11 protein-coding genes are annotated in these 16,771 nt (G+C 74.0%); 5 read left to right on the forward strand and 6 right to left on the reverse strand.

Annotated features, from left to right (window positions below; all coding sequences use genetic code 11):
- Both ABD323_RS32940 and ABD323_RS32945 read right to left on the reverse strand, forming a co-directional pair.
- The coding region (locus tag ABD323_RS32940) for a bifunctional [glutamine synthetase] adenylyltransferase/[glutamine synthetase]-adenylyl-L-tyrosine phosphorylase (RefSeq protein ID WP_344445724.1) at positions 1–2,189 on the reverse strand (2,189 nt) is incomplete at its 3' end.
- 268 nt (positions 2,190–2,457) lie between these two features.
- Entirely contained in the window at positions 2,458–3,819 is a 1,362-nt protein-coding gene (locus ABD323_RS32945) for a glutamine synthetase family protein (protein ID WP_344445725.1), read from the reverse strand.
- Positions 3,820–4,048: 229 nt separating this feature from the next.
- Between ABD323_RS32945 and ABD323_RS32950 the strand changes: the two genes are divergently transcribed.
- Positions 4,049–5,803, forward strand: coding sequence for an NAD+ synthase (locus tag ABD323_RS32950; protein WP_344445726.1), 1,755 nt, complete (start codon positions 4,049–4,051; stop codon positions 5,801–5,803).
- 23 nt (positions 5,804–5,826) lie between these two features.
- Here the strand turns inward: ABD323_RS32950 and ABD323_RS32955 are convergent, their stop codons facing one another.
- The 3 genes from ABD323_RS32955 to ABD323_RS32965 form a co-directional block, all read right to left on the reverse strand.
- The gene (locus ABD323_RS32955; protein WP_344445727.1) at positions 5,827–6,954 is read right to left on the reverse strand and encodes an endonuclease/exonuclease/phosphatase family protein; all 1,128 of its coding nucleotides are present in this window, start codon (positions 6,952–6,954) and stop codon (positions 5,827–5,829) included.
- Positions 6,955–7,079: 125 nt separating this feature from the next.
- Positions 7,080–7,802: a TetR/AcrR family transcriptional regulator gene (locus ABD323_RS32960; RefSeq protein WP_344445728.1), complete on the reverse strand. Its 723-nt coding sequence runs from the start codon at positions 7,800–7,802 to the stop codon at positions 7,080–7,082.
- A gap of 23 nt (positions 7,803–7,825) precedes the next feature.
- Positions 7,826–9,523: an MFS transporter gene (locus ABD323_RS32965; RefSeq protein WP_344445729.1), complete on the reverse strand. Its 1,698-nt coding sequence runs from the start codon at positions 9,521–9,523 to the stop codon at positions 7,826–7,828.
- Between the two features lie 336 nt (positions 9,524–9,859).
- On the opposite strand from ABD323_RS32965, the gene panB reads away from it, so the two are divergent.
- The 4 genes from panB to ABD323_RS32985 all read left to right on the forward strand — a co-directional run bounded on the left by panB (position 9,860) and on the right by ABD323_RS32985 (position 13,613).
- On the forward strand, positions 9,860–10,750 hold the full coding sequence (gene panB, locus ABD323_RS32970) for a 3-methyl-2-oxobutanoate hydroxymethyltransferase (protein WP_344445730.1): 891 nt from the start codon (positions 9,860–9,862) through the stop codon (positions 10,748–10,750).
- 120 nt (positions 10,751–10,870) lie between these two features.
- Positions 10,871–11,623, forward strand: a complete 753-nt coding sequence (locus tag ABD323_RS32975) for a GNAT family N-acetyltransferase (protein WP_344445731.1) — start codon at positions 10,871–10,873, stop codon at positions 11,621–11,623.
- A gap of 89 nt (positions 11,624–11,712) precedes the next feature.
- The gene (locus tag ABD323_RS32980; protein ID WP_344445732.1) at positions 11,713–12,759 is read left to right on the forward strand and encodes an ATP-binding cassette domain-containing protein; all 1,047 of its coding nucleotides are present in this window, start codon (positions 11,713–11,715) and stop codon (positions 12,757–12,759) included.
- A complete protein-coding gene (locus ABD323_RS32985) occupies positions 12,756–13,613 on the forward strand; it encodes an ABC transporter permease (protein ID WP_344445733.1) in 858 nt (285 codons plus the stop codon). Before ABD323_RS32980 ends, ABD323_RS32985 begins: the two co-directional genes overlap by 4 nt.
- 64 nt (positions 13,614–13,677) lie before the next feature.
- Here the strand turns inward: ABD323_RS32985 and ABD323_RS32990 are convergent.
- On the reverse strand, positions 13,678–16,771 hold a 3,094-nt coding region (locus ABD323_RS32990; protein WP_344445734.1), incomplete at its 5' end, for an ATP-binding protein.

A 16,771-nucleotide genomic window follows, 5' to 3' on the forward strand; every position in this document is an offset into this window, starting at 1 on the left:
GCGCCGGCGCCCGCCTCCAGGGCCCGGGCCACCCGCTCGCGCTCGCCGCCGCCCGGCGCCGGCTCGCCCGCCCGCCCGGCCCGCCCCGGCCGCTGCTGCCCCGGCTCCGTCCCCTGCCCCCGCCCGAGCTCCGGCTCGTCCTCGCCCAGCCGGCCCAGCAGGTCGGCCGCCCAGATGCGGAAGAGCTCGCGGCGGCGCACGGACCGGGCCGCCACCACCCCCGCCGCCGCACTCGGCGCCCGGCCGACGGCCGCGCAGATCTCCTGCTCCAGCGCGGCCCGCCCGCGCGGGCGCAGGCCCTGCGGGTCGCCGAGCATCGCCACCGCCTCGGGGGCCCGCAGCAGCAGGTCGGGGGCCAGCCGTCCGGCCGACAGGATCCGGGCCAGCTGCTCGGCCGCCGCGCTCTCGTCGCGCAGCAGCCGCAGGTACCAGGGTGTGCGGCCCAGCGCGTCGGAGACCTGCCGGAAGCCCAGCAGCCCGGCGTCCGGGTCGGCGGAGTCGGCGAACCAGGCCAGCAGCACCGGCAGCAGGGTGCGCTGGATGGCCGCCTTGCGGCTCACCCCGGAGGCCAGCGCCATCAGGTGGCGCAGCGCGGCCGGCGGATCGGCGAAACCGAGCGCCTGCAGCCGTTCCTCGGCGGCCTGCGGGCTCATCGCGGGCGTCCCCGGGGTCAGTGCCTCGCCACCGGACAGTCCCGCCACCGCGGTGAGCAGCGGCCGGTAGAAGAGCTTCTCGTGCAGCCGCCGCACCTCGCGGGCGTGGCGCTTCCACTCCCGCTGCAGGGCCGCCACCGGGTCCGCCCGGGTGTCGTCGTTGATCATCGGTGCCAGCGAGCGGGCCAGCCGCCGCAGGTCGGTCGGGTCGGTGGGCACCAGGTGGGTGCGGCGCAGCCGGTGCAGCTGGATCCGGTGCTCCATCGCGCGCAGGAACCGGTAGGCGGTGTCCAGCGAGGCGGCGTCGGCCCGCCCGACGTAACCGCCCGCCGAGAGGGCCTCCAGGGCCTCCAGCGTGTTGCCGCTGCGCAGCGCCGGGTCGGTGCGCCCGTGCACCAACTGGAGCAGCTGCACCGAGAACTCCACGTCGCGCAGGCCGCCGGGGCCCAGCTTGAGCTGGCGGTCCAGCTCGGTGGCCGGGATCGCCTCGATCACCCGTCGGCGCATCTGCTGCACGTCGGCGACGAAGTTCTCCCGCTCGGCGACCTGCCAGACCATCGGCTCCAGCGCCGCCACGTACGCGGCGCCCAGCTCGGCGTCCCCCGCCACCGGGCGGGCCTTGAGCAGCGCCTGGAACTCCCAGGTCTTGGCCCACCGCTGGTAGTAGGCCAGATGGCTGGCCAGGGTGCGCACCAGCGGCCCGTTGCGGCCCTCGGGCCGCAGGTTGGCGTCCACCGGCCAGATGGTGCCCTCACCGGTGGTGTCCGAGCAGAGCCGCATCATCCGGGCGGCCAGCCGGGTGGCGGCCTGCAGCGCGTGGTGCTCGTCCACGCCCTCGCGGGCCTCCGCCACGAAGATGACGTCCACGTCGGAGACGTAGTTCAGCTCCCGACCGCCGCACTTGCCCATCCCGATCACCGCCAGCCGGCAGGCCTCGGCGGCCTGCGGGTCCTGCTCGGCGGCGATCGCCAGCGCGGTGCGCAGCGTGGCGCCGGCCAGGTCGGCCAGCTCCGCGGAGCTCTGCACCAGGTCGGTGGTGGCACTCAGGTCGCGGGCGGCGATGGTCAGCAGGCAGCGCCGGTAGCCGATCCGCAGCGCGTCGGCCGCCGACCCCTGGGCGGCGTGCACCCGCTGCTCCAGCTCGCGGCGGAACTCCTGCTCGCCGGGGTGGATGTCGCGCACCTCGAAGGTGACCAGCGCGTGCCAGTCGCGCGGGTGCGACGCCAGGTGGTCGCCGAGCGCGGCGGAGGCGCCGAGCACCCCGAGCAGTCGGTCGCGCAGCGGCTTGGAGGTGGTCAGGGTGTCGCGCAGGGTGTGCCGCTCGGTCTCGTCCAGCGCCTCCAGCAGGCGGGCCAGCCCCAGCAGCGCCAGGTCCGGGTCGGCGCTGGCGCCGAGCGCGTCGAGCAGGATCGGATCGTCGGCCAGGCCGTGCAGCGCGGGCGCGGCGAGCCGGCGCACCGCCGCCTCCGGATCGGTGAAGCCCCGGCGCACCAGCCGGTTCTCCGGCCTGCTGACGCGGCTGCCGGCGGCGGTCATCGAGCCTCCTCCTGCGACCTCCGCGCGGTTCGCGGACGCCTGTTCGTAGCCTACGTGTTCGCTCGGTGACGGATCGTGCGACGAACCGCTGAACAGACTGTGCCCCGCCCGACGGCCCTTCTCCCCTCCCGCCCCGCGACCCCCCGCACACCTCACCCCGCGGGGCGGCCCCCGGACGGCCCAGGGCGGGTGAACCGGCCCCGGGACAGCGGGGAGGATCCGCTGCGCCCGGGCGTTCACCCGCCCTGGTCGGTGCCCTGACGTGCCGCTACAGGACCTGGAGGTTCTTGCGGAGCTCGAAGGGGGTGACCTCGGAGCGGTACTCCTCCCACTCCTGGCGCTTGTTGCGCAGGAAGAAGTCGAAGACGTGCTCGCCCAGGGTCTCGGCGACCAGTTCGCTGCGCTGCATCAGGTCGATGGCCTCGCCCAGGTTCTGCGGCATCGGCTGGATGCCCATGGCGCGGCGCTCGGCGTCGGACAGCGCCCAGACGTCGTCGTCGGCGCCGGGCGGGAGCTCGTAGCCCTCCTCGATGCCCTTGAGGCCGGCGGCCAGGGTGACCGCGTAGGCGAGGTAGGGGTTGCAGCCGGTGTCCAGGGAGCGGACCTCGACGCGGGTGGAGCCCTGCTTGCCGGGCTTGTACATCGGGACCCGGATCAGCGCGGACCGGTTGTTGTGGCCCCAGCAGATGTACGAGGGGGCCTCGCCGCCGGCGCCGGCGGTGCGCTGGGAACCGCCCCAGATGCGCTTGTAGGAGTTGACCCACTGGTTGGTGACCGCGGCGGTCTCGGCGGCGTGCCGCAGCAGGCCGGCGATGAAGGAGCGGCCGACCTTGGAGAGCTGGAACTCGGCGCCGGACTCGTGGAAGGCGTTGCGGTCGCCCTCGAAGAGCGAGAGGTGGGTGTGCATGCCCGAACCGGGGTGCTCTGAGAAGGGCTTGGGCATGAAGCTGGCGTGCACGCCCTGCTCCAGCGCGACCTCCTTCATGACCAGGCGGAAGGTCATGATGTTGTCCGCGGTGGAGAGCGCGTCGGCGTAGCGCAGGTCGATCTCCTGCTGGCCGGGGGCGCCCTCGTGGTGCGAGAACTCGACCGAGATGCCCATCGACTCCAGCATGGTGATCGCCTGGCGGCGGAAGTCGTGGCCCACCCCGCGCGGGGTGTGGTCGAAGTAGCCGGACTGGTCGGCGGGGATGGGGGCGGTGCCGTCGCCCGGGAGGTTCTTGAGCAGGAAGAACTCGATCTCCGGGTGCGTGTAGAAGGTGAACCCCAGAGCGGAGGCCTTCTCCAGCGTGCGCTTGAGGACGAAGCGCGGGTCGGCGTACGAGGGCGAGCCGTCGGGCATCAGGATGTCGCAGAACATCCGCGCCGTGCCGGGGGTCTCCGAGCGCCAGGGCAGTATCTGGAAGGTCGTCGGGTCCGGCTTGGCGATCATGTCCGACTCGTAGACCCGGGCGAAGCCCTCGATCGCCGAACCGTCGAAACCGATGCCCTCCTCGAAGGCCTGCTCCAGTTCCGCCGGGGCCACGGCCACCGACTTGAGGAACCCGAGCACGTCGGTGAACCACAGCCGGACGAACCGGATGTCACGCTCTTCGAGCGTACGAAGCACGAACTCCTGCTGCTTGCCCATGGGGACAGTCTCACCTCTGCTCTTTACGTTCGTGTTACGCAAACGGGCCGCTCGCGGACACCCTGGGGAGGACAGACGCGCGACTGGTCCCATCATCGCGGATCCGCCGCCCCTCGGGGCAGCCAGGGCGGCCGGAACGGGAGGGGAACGCGGCGCGAACGGCCCGCGCGGGCGCAGGAGGCCACCCCCCGACCCCCCATAACGTCAGTTAGACGATTAGACTGGCGTCATGCCCAGTCTCCGCCTGGCCATGAGCCAGTTCGACCCGTCCGTCGGCGACATCGCGCACAACAGCGAGCAGGTGGTGCGCTGGACCGGGCGCGCCGTCGAGCGCGGTGCGCGACTGGTCGCCTTCCCCGAGATGGCGCTGACCGGGTACCCGGTCGAGGACCTCGCGCTGCGCACCTCGTTCGTCGAGGCCTCACGGGCCGCGCTGCCGGAGCTCGCCGAGCGGCTGGCCGCCGAGGGGCTCGGGGAGGTGCCGGTGGTGCTGGGGTACCTCGGGCGCTCGCAGCACGCCTCGGCGAAGCTCGGCCGGCCCGCCGGGTCGCCGCAGAACTGCGCGGCGGTGCTGCACCGCGGGCGGGTGGTCACCCGCTTCGCCAAGCACCACCTGCCCAACTACGGCGTCTTCGACGAGTTCCGCCACTTCGTGCCGGGCGACCAGCTGGTCGTGGTGCGCCTGGACGGCGTGGACGTGGCGCTGGCCATCTGCGAGGACATCTGGCAGGACGGCGGACGGGTGAGCGCGGCCCGCGAGATCGAGGCCGGCCTGCTGCTGGTGATCAACGGCTCGCCGTACGAGCGCGACAAGGACGACCAGCGGCTCGACCTGGTCCGGCGCCGGGCCGCCGAGGCCGGCTGCACGCTCGCGTACCTGAACATGGTCGGCGCGCAGGACGAGCTGGTCTTCGACGGCGACTCGCTGGTGGTGGACGCGGCCGGCCGGGTGCTGGCGCGCGCGCCGCAGTTCGAGGAGAGCCTGGTCGTGCTCGACCTGGAGCTGCCGGCCGCCAGCAGCGACCACACCGACGGGCTGCTGCTCAGCGACGGGCTGCACCTGGTCCGCGCCGAGCTGGGCGGCACGGAGGTCGAGCCGCCGGCCGAGCCGCTGACGTCCCCGATCGCGCCGCGGCTGGCGGACGAGGCGGAGGTGTACGCGGCCCTGGTCTGCGGCACCCGGGCCTACGTGCGCAAGAACGGCTTCACGTCGGTGCTGATCGGCCTCTCCGGCGGGATCGACTCGGCGCTGGTGGCGGCCGTCGCGGTGGACGCGATCGGAGCCGAGAACGTGCACGGCGTCTCGATGCCCAGCCGCTACTCCTCCCAGCACTCGCGCGACGACGCCGCCGAAATGGCCCGCCGCACCGGGCTGCACCTGCGCACGGTGCCGATCGCGCCGATGTTCGACGCGTACATGGACGCGCTGGGCCTGACCGGGCTGGCCGAGGAGAACCTGCAGTCCCGGCTGCGCGGCACGCTGCTGATGGCGATCTCCAACCAGGAGGGCCACCTGGTGCTGGCCCCCGGCAACAAGAGCGAGCTGGCGGTCGGTTACTCGACGCTGTACGGCGACTCGGTGGGCGCCTACGGGCCGATCAAGGACGTCTACAAGTCGCTGGTCTTCCGGCTCGCCCGCTGGCGCAACGAGGCGGCCGCCGAGCTGGGCCAGACCCCGCCGATCCCGGAGAACACCATCCTCAAGCCGCCGAGCGCCGAGCTGCGCCCGGGCCAGGTGGACGCCGACTCGCTGCCCGACTACGACCTGCTGGACGCGGTCCTGGCCGCCTACATCGAGGGCGACCAGGGCCGCGACACCATCGTGGCGCGGGGCTTCGAGGCGGCGGTGGTGGACCGGGTGGTGCGGCTGGTGGACACCGCCGAGTACAAGCGGCGCCAGTACCCGCCGGGTCCCAAGGTCTCGCCCAAGAACTTCGGGCGCGACCGCCGGCTGCCCATCACCAACGGCTGGCGCCGCGGCTAGGGCGCGCCTTCGACGTTGCGCCGTCAGCGGTTGTAGCGGAAGCCGGCGGCGATCGCCCGGTGGTCGCTGCCGTCGGCCGCCAGCACCCAGGAGTCGGTGGGCTTCAGCCCGCGGCTCATGATCTGGTCGATCCGCGCCATCGGGAAGTCGGCCGGCCAGCTGAAGCCGAAGCCGGAGCCGGCCGTGCCCTGGGCCGAGCGCAGCTGCGAGGTGACGGGGGCCAGGCTGCGGTCGTTCATGGTGCCGTTCAGGTCGCCCAGCAGCAGCACCTTCCGCAGCGGCTCGGCCTGCACGGCGTCGCCCAGCGCCTGGGCGCTGACGTCGCGCTGACCCGCTGTGAAGCCGCTGTCGAACTTGACCCGGACGGAGGGCAGGTGCGCCACGTACACCGCCAGCGGGCCCTGCGGGGTGGTCACCTGGCTGCGGAAGGCCCGGGTCCAGCCGATCCTGATGTCCACCACCCGGGTGTCGCTGATCGGGTACTTCGACCAGAGCCCGACCGTGCCCTCCACCACGTGGTAGGGGTAGGCGGCCGCCAGCCCGGCGGTGTAGAGCGGCAGCGCGCTGCCGGTCAGCTCCTCCAGGGCGACGATCTGCGCGCCGGAGCCGGCCACCAGCCGGGCGGTCGCGGCCGGGTCGGTGTTGGCGGCGGCGACGTTGTGCGTCAGCACCGTGAAGTCGCCCTTGCCGCTGCTCTTGTCACCCAGCAGCCCGCCGAAGAGGTTCACCCAGACCACCACCGGCAGCAGCAGCGCCACCAGCGCGGTGGCCGAGCGGCGCAGCAGCGCGGCCACCAGCAGCAGCGGGACCGCCAGGCCCAGCCAGGGCAGGAAGGTCTCCAGCAGGCTGCCGACGTTGCCGTAGTCGTTGGGGACCTGCCGGTGCAGCGCCAGCAGCAGGGCGGTGAGCACGGCCAGCGCGGCGCTCACCCAGCCGCGCCGCCAGGGGCCGCTGCCCCGGTGGTCGCGCCCCCACCGCTCCCGGGCCCGCTCGAGCAGCCGGCGCCGCGCGGTCGGCGGGACGGTGGAGACCGGCGCAACCCCGGCGACCGGCGGGACCTCGGCAGTCGGCCGGACCTCGGGAGCCGGCGGGACCTCGGGGGCCGGCGGCTCGCCGTCCGCCGGTGCCCATGGCGCGTCGGCCTGCGTCATACGGTGACCCCCTGCCGGTCGTGGTGCCTCTGGTCCTGCCACGTCGGAATTCGACCGCAATGGACGGATTCGCGACTCAGCCTATGACGGGACAGACGCAACTTCGCTCACGCAGGGTTCCGGCGTCAGGCCGTCGGCTGGGCGCCCACCGTGTGAGAGACACCACGCGCGGGCGCGGCGCCGCCCGCCGGCACCGCCCCCGCCGGCCCGGGGCCGCCCAGGCCCTCCAGCAGGCGGTCGACGATGGTGACGGGCAGCATCGGGTCGTCCAGCGGACTGTCGTCCCAGAGCACGCTGCGCAGCAGCATGGGGGCCGCGAACATCTCGCCCAGCAGCTCCGGGTCGATGTCGCCGCGGAACTCGCCGCTGGCGATGCCCCGCTCGACCACCATGCCGATGACCCGGCGACGGCGGTTGATCACCCGTTCGTAGTAGACCTCGCGCAGCGCGGGCAGTGACTGCATCTGGCTGAAGGCGATCCGCAGCAGCCACCGGGAGCGCTTGGCCAGGCCGCGCCGGCGCATGTACTCGACGATCTGCACCATGTCCTCGCGGGCGCTGGCGCCGGTGAGCTGCGGCTCGGGGTCGTCCAGCCGCTCCAGCACGTCGACCAGCAGCGCGTCCTTGTTGGGCCAGCGCCGGTAGATGGTCGCCTTGCCCACCCCGGCGGCCTGCGCGATGCCCTCGATGGTCAGCTCCGCCAGGCTCGCCCCGTCCGTCATCAACTGCTCGACGGCGGCGTAGATCCCCCCCCCCCCCCCCCCGGCCCGCCCCCCCCCCCCCCCCGGCCCCGCACAGAGCGGCGCCGCGGCGGGGGCGGTGGGTGAGGGCTGGTGCTTGGTGTCCACAGGCCCATTCTCCATCGCGGGGCTCAGGACTCGGTGGACCGGACGGCCCGCAGCGGTCCGCCGGCCGCGGCGGGCCGGGCGTCCTCGGCCTGCGCACCGGCCAGCGGGGCACCGGCCCCGCGCGCGTCGGCGCCGCGCGCCCCCTGGGCCACGGGCGCGCCGGGACCGCCGGGGGCACCCGGTGCGGCCACCGCCTTGGCGGGCAGGAAGAACCAGGCCATCAGCGCGCCGAGCAGGGTCACGCCCGCCGACAGGCCCGCCACCACGTGCATGGCGTGGATGAAGGAGTCGAAGGCGGGCTGCACCAGCGCCGCGCCCTTCGCGCCCTGCTGGCCGGCCAGCGTGAGGGTGGCCTCCAGCGACTCGCCGGCCTTGTCGCGCACGGCGGGCGGCAGCTTGTCGGAGATCCCGTCGCGGTAGACGGTGGAGAGCACCGCGCCGAGCACCGCGATCCCCAGCGAGCCGCCGACCTGGCGGAAGGTGTTGTTGATCGCGGAGCCGGCGCCGGCCTTCTCGCGCGGCAGCGAGCCCATGATCGAGACGGTCACCGGCGGCATCACGTGCGCCATGCCGGCGCCCATCACGAACCCGATCACCTCCAGCACCCAGATCGGCGTGGTCTGGTCGAGCAGCAGGTAGCCGAGGAAGCCGACCACGATCAGCGCCATGCCGCCCGCGCAGGTGGCCCGCACGCCGAACCGGTCGACCACCAGGCGGGCCCGCGGCGCGAAGAGCATCTGCGCCACGGCCAGCGGCAGCATCAGCGCGCCGGAGGTCAGCGCGCTGTAGCCGCGCACGCCCTGGGTGTAGAAGACGCCGAAGAACGAGACGCCCATCAGCGCGAAGAAGACCAGCCCGATGACCGTCACCGAGGTGGAGAAGACCCGGTTGCGGAACCAGCTGACGTCCAGCGCCGGGTGGCTGATCCGCTTCTCGTAGAGGACGAAGGCGGTCAGCGCGAGCACGCCCACCAGCACCGGAACCCAGGCGCCCGGCGCGGTGAAGTCGGCCAGCTCGCCGCCCTTGATGATGCCGTAGATCAGCGCCACCAGGCCGATGATCGACAGCAGCACGCCGACCGGGTCGAGCTTGCCGGGCTTGGGGTCCTTGGAGTCCGGGACCAGCAGGAACATCGCCACCAGCGCGACGATCACGATCGGCACGTTGACCAGGAAGACCGAACCCCACCAGAAGTGCTCGATCAGCAGGCCGCCGGTGATCGGGCCGATCGCGATCGCCAGGCCCACCGCGCCGGCCCAGATACCGATCGCCTTGGGCTGCTCGTGCCGCTCGAAGACGTTCATGATGATCGCCAGCGTGGCGGGCATCACGAAGGCGCCGCCCAGGCCCATCACGGCCCGGAAGGTGATCAGCTCACCGGGGCTGGAGGCCATCGCCGAGAGCAGCGAGCCGAGGCCGAACACGAACATGCCCGCCAGCAGCGCCTTCTTGCGCCCGAAGCGGTCGCCCAGCAGGCCGGAGGTGAAGAGCAGGCCGGCGAAGACCAGGGTGTAGGAGTTGATCGCCCACTCGAGGTCGCTCTGGGTGGCGCCCAGGCCGATCGGGGCCGGCGTCGCGATCGTCTTCATCGCGACGTTCAGGATCGAGTTGTCGAGGACGACGACGAGCAGCGCCAGGATCAGCGTGCCGAGGATCGCCCAGCGGCGGCGGTGGACGGCTTCCGGCACACGTGGTGCGGCGCCGGTGACTGCGGTGGTCATGCTGGTCTTCCCGTCGTGACGAAGGTGCTGGCGGCGTGTTGGCGGGAGCCGGCCGGTCGTGCCGACGAGCGAACCGGTATCAACGAGACGCTGCCGTCTCGAAACCCCCTGTGCCATCAATGTACCCCCTGATTCGATACGAGACGGGGCCGTATCGCAAAACCCCGGCAAAGTCCTTCGCTCACGCCTCCCGACGACGCCTCCCGACGGCGCCGCGCCGCGCCGCGGGCGAGTGCGCCCCGGGTCTTTGCGGCGCGCGCGGGCCGTGCAAGCATGGGAGGGATCCGGGGACGCCGCACGGCGCCACGAGACGACAACCCTTCAGGAGCCTGTTCCATGAACGCTTCTTCGCTTTCGGCTGCCCAGGCGCCGGCGACCACGACGGCGCCCGCGAGCCAGGGCAGCACCCTCTACGGCGGGGTCACCAACCGCCGCGTCACCGTCCGCGACCTGGCCGCCGCCAAGCAGCGCGGCGAGCGGTGGGCCATGCTCACCGCCTACGACGCGCTGACCGCCGGGGTCTTCGACGAGGCCGGTATCCCGGTCCTGCTGGTCGGCGACTCGGCCGGCAACTGCCACCTCGGCTACGAGACCACCGTGCCGGTCACCATGGACCAGATGACGATGCTCTCCGCGGCCGTGGTGCGCGGCACCGAGCGCGCGCTGGTGGTGGCCGACCTGCCGTTCGGCTCCTACCAGGAGTCCCCCGCCCAGGCCCTGCGCAACGCCGCCCGGCTGATGAAGGAGGCCGGCGTCGGCGCGGTCAAGCTGGAGGGCGGCGAGCGCAGCGCCCGCACCATCGAGCTGCTGGTCGAGGCGGGTGTGCCGGTGATGGCGCACGTCGGCCTGACCCCGCAGTCGGTGCACGCGCTGGGCGGCTACCCCGTCCAGGGCCGCGGCGACGAGGCCTCGCACAAGCTGCAGCGCGACGCCAAGGCCGTCCAGCAGGCCGGCGCCTTCGCCGTGGTGCTGGAGGCCGTGCCGGCCGAACTGGCCGCGCACGTCACCGAGTCGCTGACCATCCCGACGGTCGGCATCGGCGCCGGGGTCGGCTGCGACGCCCAGGTGCTGGTCTGGACCGACATGGCGGGTATGACGGCCGGCCGGGTGCCGAAGTTCGTCAAGCAGTACGCGAACCTGCGCGGCGTCCTGGGCGACGCGGCACGGGAGTTCGCCGCCGAGGTCCGCGACGGCGCCTTCCCCGCCGCGGAGCACAGCTTCACGTGACGCCCGCCCGCCCGGCGGCCCCCTCCCCTGCGGGGGCCCCACCGGGCGGGAACGGCACACCCCTTCACGAGTTCAGGGCGGCCCCCGGCAACCGGGCGGCCGCCCTGCCATCATGTCGACATGACCGATGGCATCCGCACCATACTCAAGGACGAGTCCGCGCAGGTCAGTTACCTGGATCGCGGGCGGCGGAGGGCGGCCGACCTGCGGCACGAACAGGGCGCCGGGGCGGGCGCCGCCGAGCTGGTGCTGCGCACGCTGCCGGGCTGGTCGCTCAGCTGCGACGAGGAGTTGGGCCGCGCGCTGCTGGCCGCCGGCGCCCGACTGACCCGCCACGGGCACGTCTACCAGTGGGACCTGATCGCCGTCCCACCCGAACCCTCCTGGCGCACACCGCGGTTGGCCCAGGGCCTGACGCTGCTGCCGGTCGCCGCGGTACCCGCCCCGCAGCTGGACCCCGTCGTGCTGGCCGCCTACCCGGTCGGCCACCCCGACCACCCGCCCGCCCGTGAGGGAGCGCTCCCGCACGGCGAGCGGGAGCTGGTGGAGACCTTCCGCGGCCTGTGGACGGGCGAGCTGGCCGGGCCGCCGCTGCCCGGCAGCGCCGCCGTCTGCGGCGAGGACGGGCCGGTGGCCGCGGTAGTGGTCAGCGCCACCACCGCGGGCCCCTGGATCACCCAGCTGCTGCGGCTGCCCGGACCGCGCACCGCGGGCCTGGGCACCGCGCTGCTGCGCCGCGTCCTGGCGGTGGCCGCCGACGGCGGCGCGCCGTCCATCGGGCTCACCGTCACCGAGGGCAACCCGGCCCGGGCCCGTTACGAGCGGATCGGCTTCCGCCGCTCGACGGGCCGGATGGACCTGACAGCGCCGTGACAGCGCCCCGACGGTGACGTGACAGCGGCCCCGCGGCGGCGAGGGCCGGCTGACGGCGCGCTGACAGGGCGAGCGGACACTCTGGGGGCATGACACAGACCGCCACCGCCCCGAACGACCGGGGGCAGACCCACGCCGCCCGCAGCAGCTCGCCCCATGCCGTCGAGGCGCGCGGGATCGTCAAGCACTTCGGCGAGACCAAGGCCCTGGACGGGGTCGACCTCACCGTCCGCCAGGGCACCGTGCTGGGCGTGCTGGGCCCCAACGGAGCCGGCAAGACCACCCTGATCCGGGTGCTCTCCACCCTGATCAAGCCGGACGCCGGCACCGCCGTGGTCGGCGGCTACGACGTGCTGCGCCAGCCCCGGCAGCTGCGCCGCACGATCGGCCTGACCGGCCAGTACGCCTCGGTGGACGAGCTGCTCTCCGGCTACGAGAACCTCTACCTGATCGGCCGCCTGCTCGACCTGTCGGGCCGGGAGGCCAAGGCCCGCGCCGGCGAGCTGCTGGAGCGCTTCTCGCTCACCGAGGCCGCCGGCCGGCCGGCCAAGACCTACTCCGGCGGGATGCGCCGGCGCCTGGACCTGGCGGCCAGCATGATCGGCCGGCCCAAGGTGCTCTACCTGGACGAGCCCACCACCGGTCTGGACCCGCGCACCCGCAACGAGGTCTGGGAGGAGGTGCAGCGGATGGTGGCCGAGGGCGCCACGGTGCTGCTCACCACCCAGTACATGGAGGAGGCCGAGCAGCTCGCCTCCGACCTGACCGTGATCGACCGCGGCCGGGTGATCGCCAACGGCTCGGTGGAGGGCCTCAAGGCCCAGGTCGGCGGCCGCATGCTGCAGATCCGCCCGACCCACCCGGGCGAGCTGTCCGAGATGGCCCGCTGCCTGGCCGAGAGCGGCATCACCGGGGCCACCGCCTCCGCCGACACCGGCCTGCTCGCCGTGGCGATCACCGGCGAGGACCAACTGACCGCGGTCATCGGCGTGCTGGGCACCCGGGGCTTCGGCATCGCCGCCATCGACACCAAGACGCCCAGCCTGGACGAGGTCTTCCTCGCCATCACCGGGCAGCCCACCAGTTCCCTGACCGGCAGCGGTGCCGGCTCGGCCGACGAGGAGACCCAGCGATGAGCACCGCCACCCTGAGCCCCGACAGCGGCACCGGCCGCAAGGCCGGCCCGCCCGGCAGCCCCGTCGCCTACCCGTCGGCGGACGGCCGCACCAGCCTGCGCAGCCACCTGCGGCACGTCGGCGCGCTGACCCGGCGCAACCTGATGCGGATCAAGGCCGACCCGGAGTCGATGTTCGACGCCATCCTGATGCCGATCGTCTTCACGCTGCTCTTCGTCTACGTCTTCGGCGGCGCCATCTCCGGCAGCCAGCAGGACTACAAGCAGATGCTCATCCCGGGCCTGCTCGGCACCACCGGGATGAACCTGGCCATGGCGGTCGGCACCGGCCTGAACTCCGACTTCCAGACCGGGGTGATGGACCGCTTCCGCACCCTGCCGATCGCCCGCTCGGCCGTCCTGATCGGCAAGATGATCGCCGAGGCGTGCCGCGGGCTGCTCTCCTTCGCGATCCTGATCGGCTTCGCGCTGCTGCTGGGCTTCCAGCTGAAGACCGGCGTGCTCGGCATGCTGGAGGCCGTCGGGCTCTCGCTGCTCTTCGGGATGTCGCTGGTCTGGGTCTCCATGCTGCTGGGCCTGGTGATGCGCAGCGCCCAGGCCGTCCAGGGGATCTCGATGCTGGTGATGATGCCGCTGCAGTTCGGCAGTTCGATCTTCGCGCCGACCAGCACCATGCCGGGCTGGCTGCAGACCTTCACCCGCTACAACCCGCTCTCCTCACTGGCCGACGCCTGCCGCAACCTGATCAACGGCGGACCGGTGGCCCACTCGGTGACCCTGGTGCTGATCTGGTCGGTCGGCCTCACCGCCGTCACCGCGCCGCTGGCGGTGGCCCGCTTCCGCAAGCGGACCTGAACCGCCGGGCCGGACCGGGCCGGACCGGCCGCCCGGGCAGCCGGCCAGGGCAGCCCCCCGGGGCTCAGTCGGTCAGCTCCGCGAGCAGGGCCACGACCTCCTCCCAGGAGAGTTCGTGGCCCTGCTCGCACGCGCGCTCGTACCGCGGCCGGCCCAGCAACCCGATCAGCGCCTGCTCCCGGGCGGCCCGCTCGTGCCGGTCCAGGTAGGAGCCCTGCACCCCGGTGCGCGCGGTGTGCGCCCCGGCGAGCAGGCCGATCCGGTGGGACAGCTCGCGGTCCTGGTCGCGCTGCGCGCGGATCACCATGACGCCGGTCGCCACCGGCAGCATCATCAGCGTCACGTGCTCGGCGAAGATCATGGCGCCGGCCGGGATCTCGCGCAGGACCCGCAGCCCCTCACCGAGCCGCCGCACGCCCTCGTCCACCTCGCCGCAGCGGGCCATCACCAGCGCCTCCGCGCAGGCCAGCATCCCGTCGAAGATCTGCGGCACCACCGGCCCGAACTTCCCCCGGGACGCCGCGAGCAGCGTCAACTGGTGTCGGGCGGCCTCGTGTTCGCCGCGGTGCGAGTAGAGACCGCTGAGCACCATGTGCCCGTAGATCAGCGTCCCCTCGGCCTGCTGACCGGCCGTCCCCGCCCGGCCGAGGGCCTGCCTGATGAGCCGCTCGCCCTCCACCGGCTCGGTCTCCAGCAGCGCCTCGCCGAGCCGGATCTGGAGCAGCGGGATCTCCTGCGGGGCGCCGAGCTCCACCGCGAGTTCGATGGCCCGCCGGTAGGCGGCGGCCGCGGTGGCCGCGTCACCGCAGAAGCCGGCCGTCTCGGCCTGGGCGGCGAGCGCCTCCGACATGCCCCAACTGTCCCCGAGCCGCTCGTAGATGGCGAAGGACTCGTCGCCGTCCAGCCGGGCCTGGGCCAGTCCGCCCACCCGGTCGTTGGACATCTTGGCCCGCAGTTGCAGCACCCAGGCCAGCTCGCTCGGCCGGCCGTGACGGCGGCAACCGTCCACCGCCTGGTCGATCAGCCCGATCATCGCGTCGGGCTGCCCCGACAGGAAGGCGGCGAAGATCCGCAGCAGCGGCGGGTAGCTGTAGGACTGCGGCAGGTCGGGGTGGTAGGCCGCCAGGATCCGCGGCGCCCGCTCGCGCTGGGCCTCGTCGCCGATCACGTCCATGTTGGTCTCGAAGCGGGAGATCAACTGGTAGAGCCAGAGCTGCCGGCGGGCCTCCTCGGCGACCGGCCCGGGCCAGGGCAGCGGGTACTCCAGCGGCCCGCGCTCGAGCGGCTGCGCCACGGGGGCGCCGTCCGCGTACGGGTCCTCGGCCATCGCGCAGACCCGGTCGATCCACTCCCGCGCCTCGGCCCGGTAGTCGCGCAGCACCCAGAACCAGGCCATGCCCAGGACCAGCACCACCGCGTCCTGTTCCGCCCCGGCGTCCACCGCGTGCCGCAGCGCCACCCGGATGTTGTCACGCTCGCGCTCCAGCACGCCGATCCAGTGCACCTGACGGTGCCCGTGCATGTCGAGCTCGGCGGTGCGGGCCAGTTCCCGGAAGTGCTCGCGGTGGCGGACCGCGACCCACTCCTCGCCGGCCTCGGCGAGCCGCTCGACGGCGTACTCGTGGATGGTCTCCAGCATCCGGTAGCGCGGCGGACCCGGCTGGTCCAGGCCGGCCACCAGGAGCGACTTGTCGACCAGCGACAGGAGCAGCTCGGCCACCTCGCCGCCCGGGAGCAGCGCGTCGTCCGCGCAGACCTGCTCGGCGTCCTCCAGCGTCCACCCGCCGGCGAAGACCGACAGCCGGCGCAGCAGGGCGCGCTCGCGCCAGTCCAGCAGCTCCCAGCTCCAGTCCACCACCGCGCGCAGCGTCTGCTGGCGCGGCAGCAGCACCCGGCTGCCGCCGGTCAGCAGCGCGAACCGCCCGTCGAGCCGGTCGGCCAGCTGGCGGGGCGTCATCGCGCGCAGCCGGGCGGCCGCCAGCTCGATGGCCAGCGGCAGGCCGTCCAGCCGGCGGCAGATCTCCGCGCTGGCCTCCGGGTCGTCGGCCGGGTCGAAGCCGGGACGGGCGGCGGCGCCGCGCTCGGCGAACAGGCGCACCGCTATCGGGACCGGCAGCGGCTCGACCGGCAGGACCGCCTCGCCCGGTACCCCGAGCGGTTCACGGCTGGTCGCCAGGATGCTCAACTGCGGGCACTCGGCGAGCAACCGGTCGGCCAGCTCGGCGGCCGCCTGGATCAGGTGCTCGCAGTTGTCGAGCACCAGCAGCATCCGGGCGCGCCCGCAGTGCTCGACGATCCGGCGCACCGGGTCCTCGCTGCGGGGCTCGGTCAAGTCGCCCATCGTGGCCGGGTGCAGCACCGTGCCGCGCAGGCCGAGGGCGGACAGGACGGCGGCCGGCACCGCGGCCGCGCTGCGCAGCGGCGCGAGCTCGGCCTGCCAGACACCGTCCGGCCAGGCGGTCGCGGCGGCCGGCGACTGCCCGACCTCCACCGAGAGCCGGGTCTTGCCGGAGCCGCCGGGGCCGATCAGGGTGATCAGGCGGGCCGAGCCGAGCAGGTCGGCGAGCGCGCCGAGGTCCTGCTCGCGGCCGACGAAGCTGGTCAGCCGCGGTCGCAGGTTGCCGACCGGGCCGGACGGCTGCGCCGGGCCGGCGCGCGGGGCCCCGGGGCCGGGGGTGGTGCGGGCGGCGGTGGCGGGGACGACCGCGGGTGCTGCCGTCGTCCCCGTCGCCGGTGGTGCGACGGGCGAGGACGCGGGCGAGGGCTCGGGCACGGCGGCCGGTGCCTCGCCGGCCAGCAGCTCCTGGTAGGCCTGCCGCAGCTGCGCCCCCGGGTCGGTGCCCAGCTGATCGGCCAGCGCCCGGCGCAGCGTCTCGTAGCGCTCCAGCGCCTGCGCGGTGCGCCCGCTGCGGTGCAGCGCGCGGATCCAGAGCACGTGCAGCGGCTCGTCCAGCGGCTCGTCGGCGCAGAGCCCGGCCAGCTCCGCCGCCACCTCGGACGACCGGCCCAGCGCCAGGTCCGCGGCGATCCGGCGCCGGCGCGCCTCGGCCCGCTGCGCCTCCAGCCGGACCGCGCTGCCCGCCCGGTCCGGCAGGTCGGCCAGCGCCGGCCCGCGCCAGAGCGCCAGCGCCGCGCGCAGCTCGCGGCGCGCCCCCGCC

This window comes from Kitasatospora nipponensis, assembly GCF_039528135.1.
Lineage (GTDB): Bacteria > Actinomycetota > Actinomycetes > Streptomycetales > Streptomycetaceae > Kitasatospora > Kitasatospora nipponensis.

Bases quoted from the DNA above. Each gene is read 5' to 3' on its own strand.
- ABD323_RS32945 (WP_344445725.1), bottom strand. From the start codon at position 3,819: ATGGGCAAGCAGCAGGAGTTCGTGCTTCGTACGCTCGAAGAGCGTGAC.
- ABD323_RS32950 (WP_344445726.1), top strand. From the start codon at position 4,049: ATGCCCAGTCTCCGCCTGGCCATGAGCCAGTTCGACCCGTCCGTCGGC.
- ABD323_RS32955 (WP_344445727.1), bottom strand. From the start codon at position 6,954: ATGACGCAGGCCGACGCGCCATGGGCACCGGCGGACGGCGAGCCGCCG.
- ABD323_RS32965 (WP_344445729.1), bottom strand. From the start codon at position 9,523: ATGACCACCGCAGTCACCGGCGCCGCACCACGTGTGCCGGAAGCCGTC.
- panB (WP_344445730.1), top strand. From the start codon at position 9,860: ATGAACGCTTCTTCGCTTTCGGCTGCCCAGGCGCCGGCGACCACGACG.
- ABD323_RS32975 (WP_344445731.1), top strand. From the start codon at position 10,871: ATGACCGATGGCATCCGCACCATACTCAAGGACGAGTCCGCGCAGGTC.
- ABD323_RS32980 (WP_344445732.1), top strand. From the start codon at position 11,713: ATGACACAGACCGCCACCGCCCCGAACGACCGGGGGCAGACCCACGCC.
- ABD323_RS32985 (WP_344445733.1), top strand. From the start codon at position 12,756: ATGAGCACCGCCACCCTGAGCCCCGACAGCGGCACCGGCCGCAAGGCC.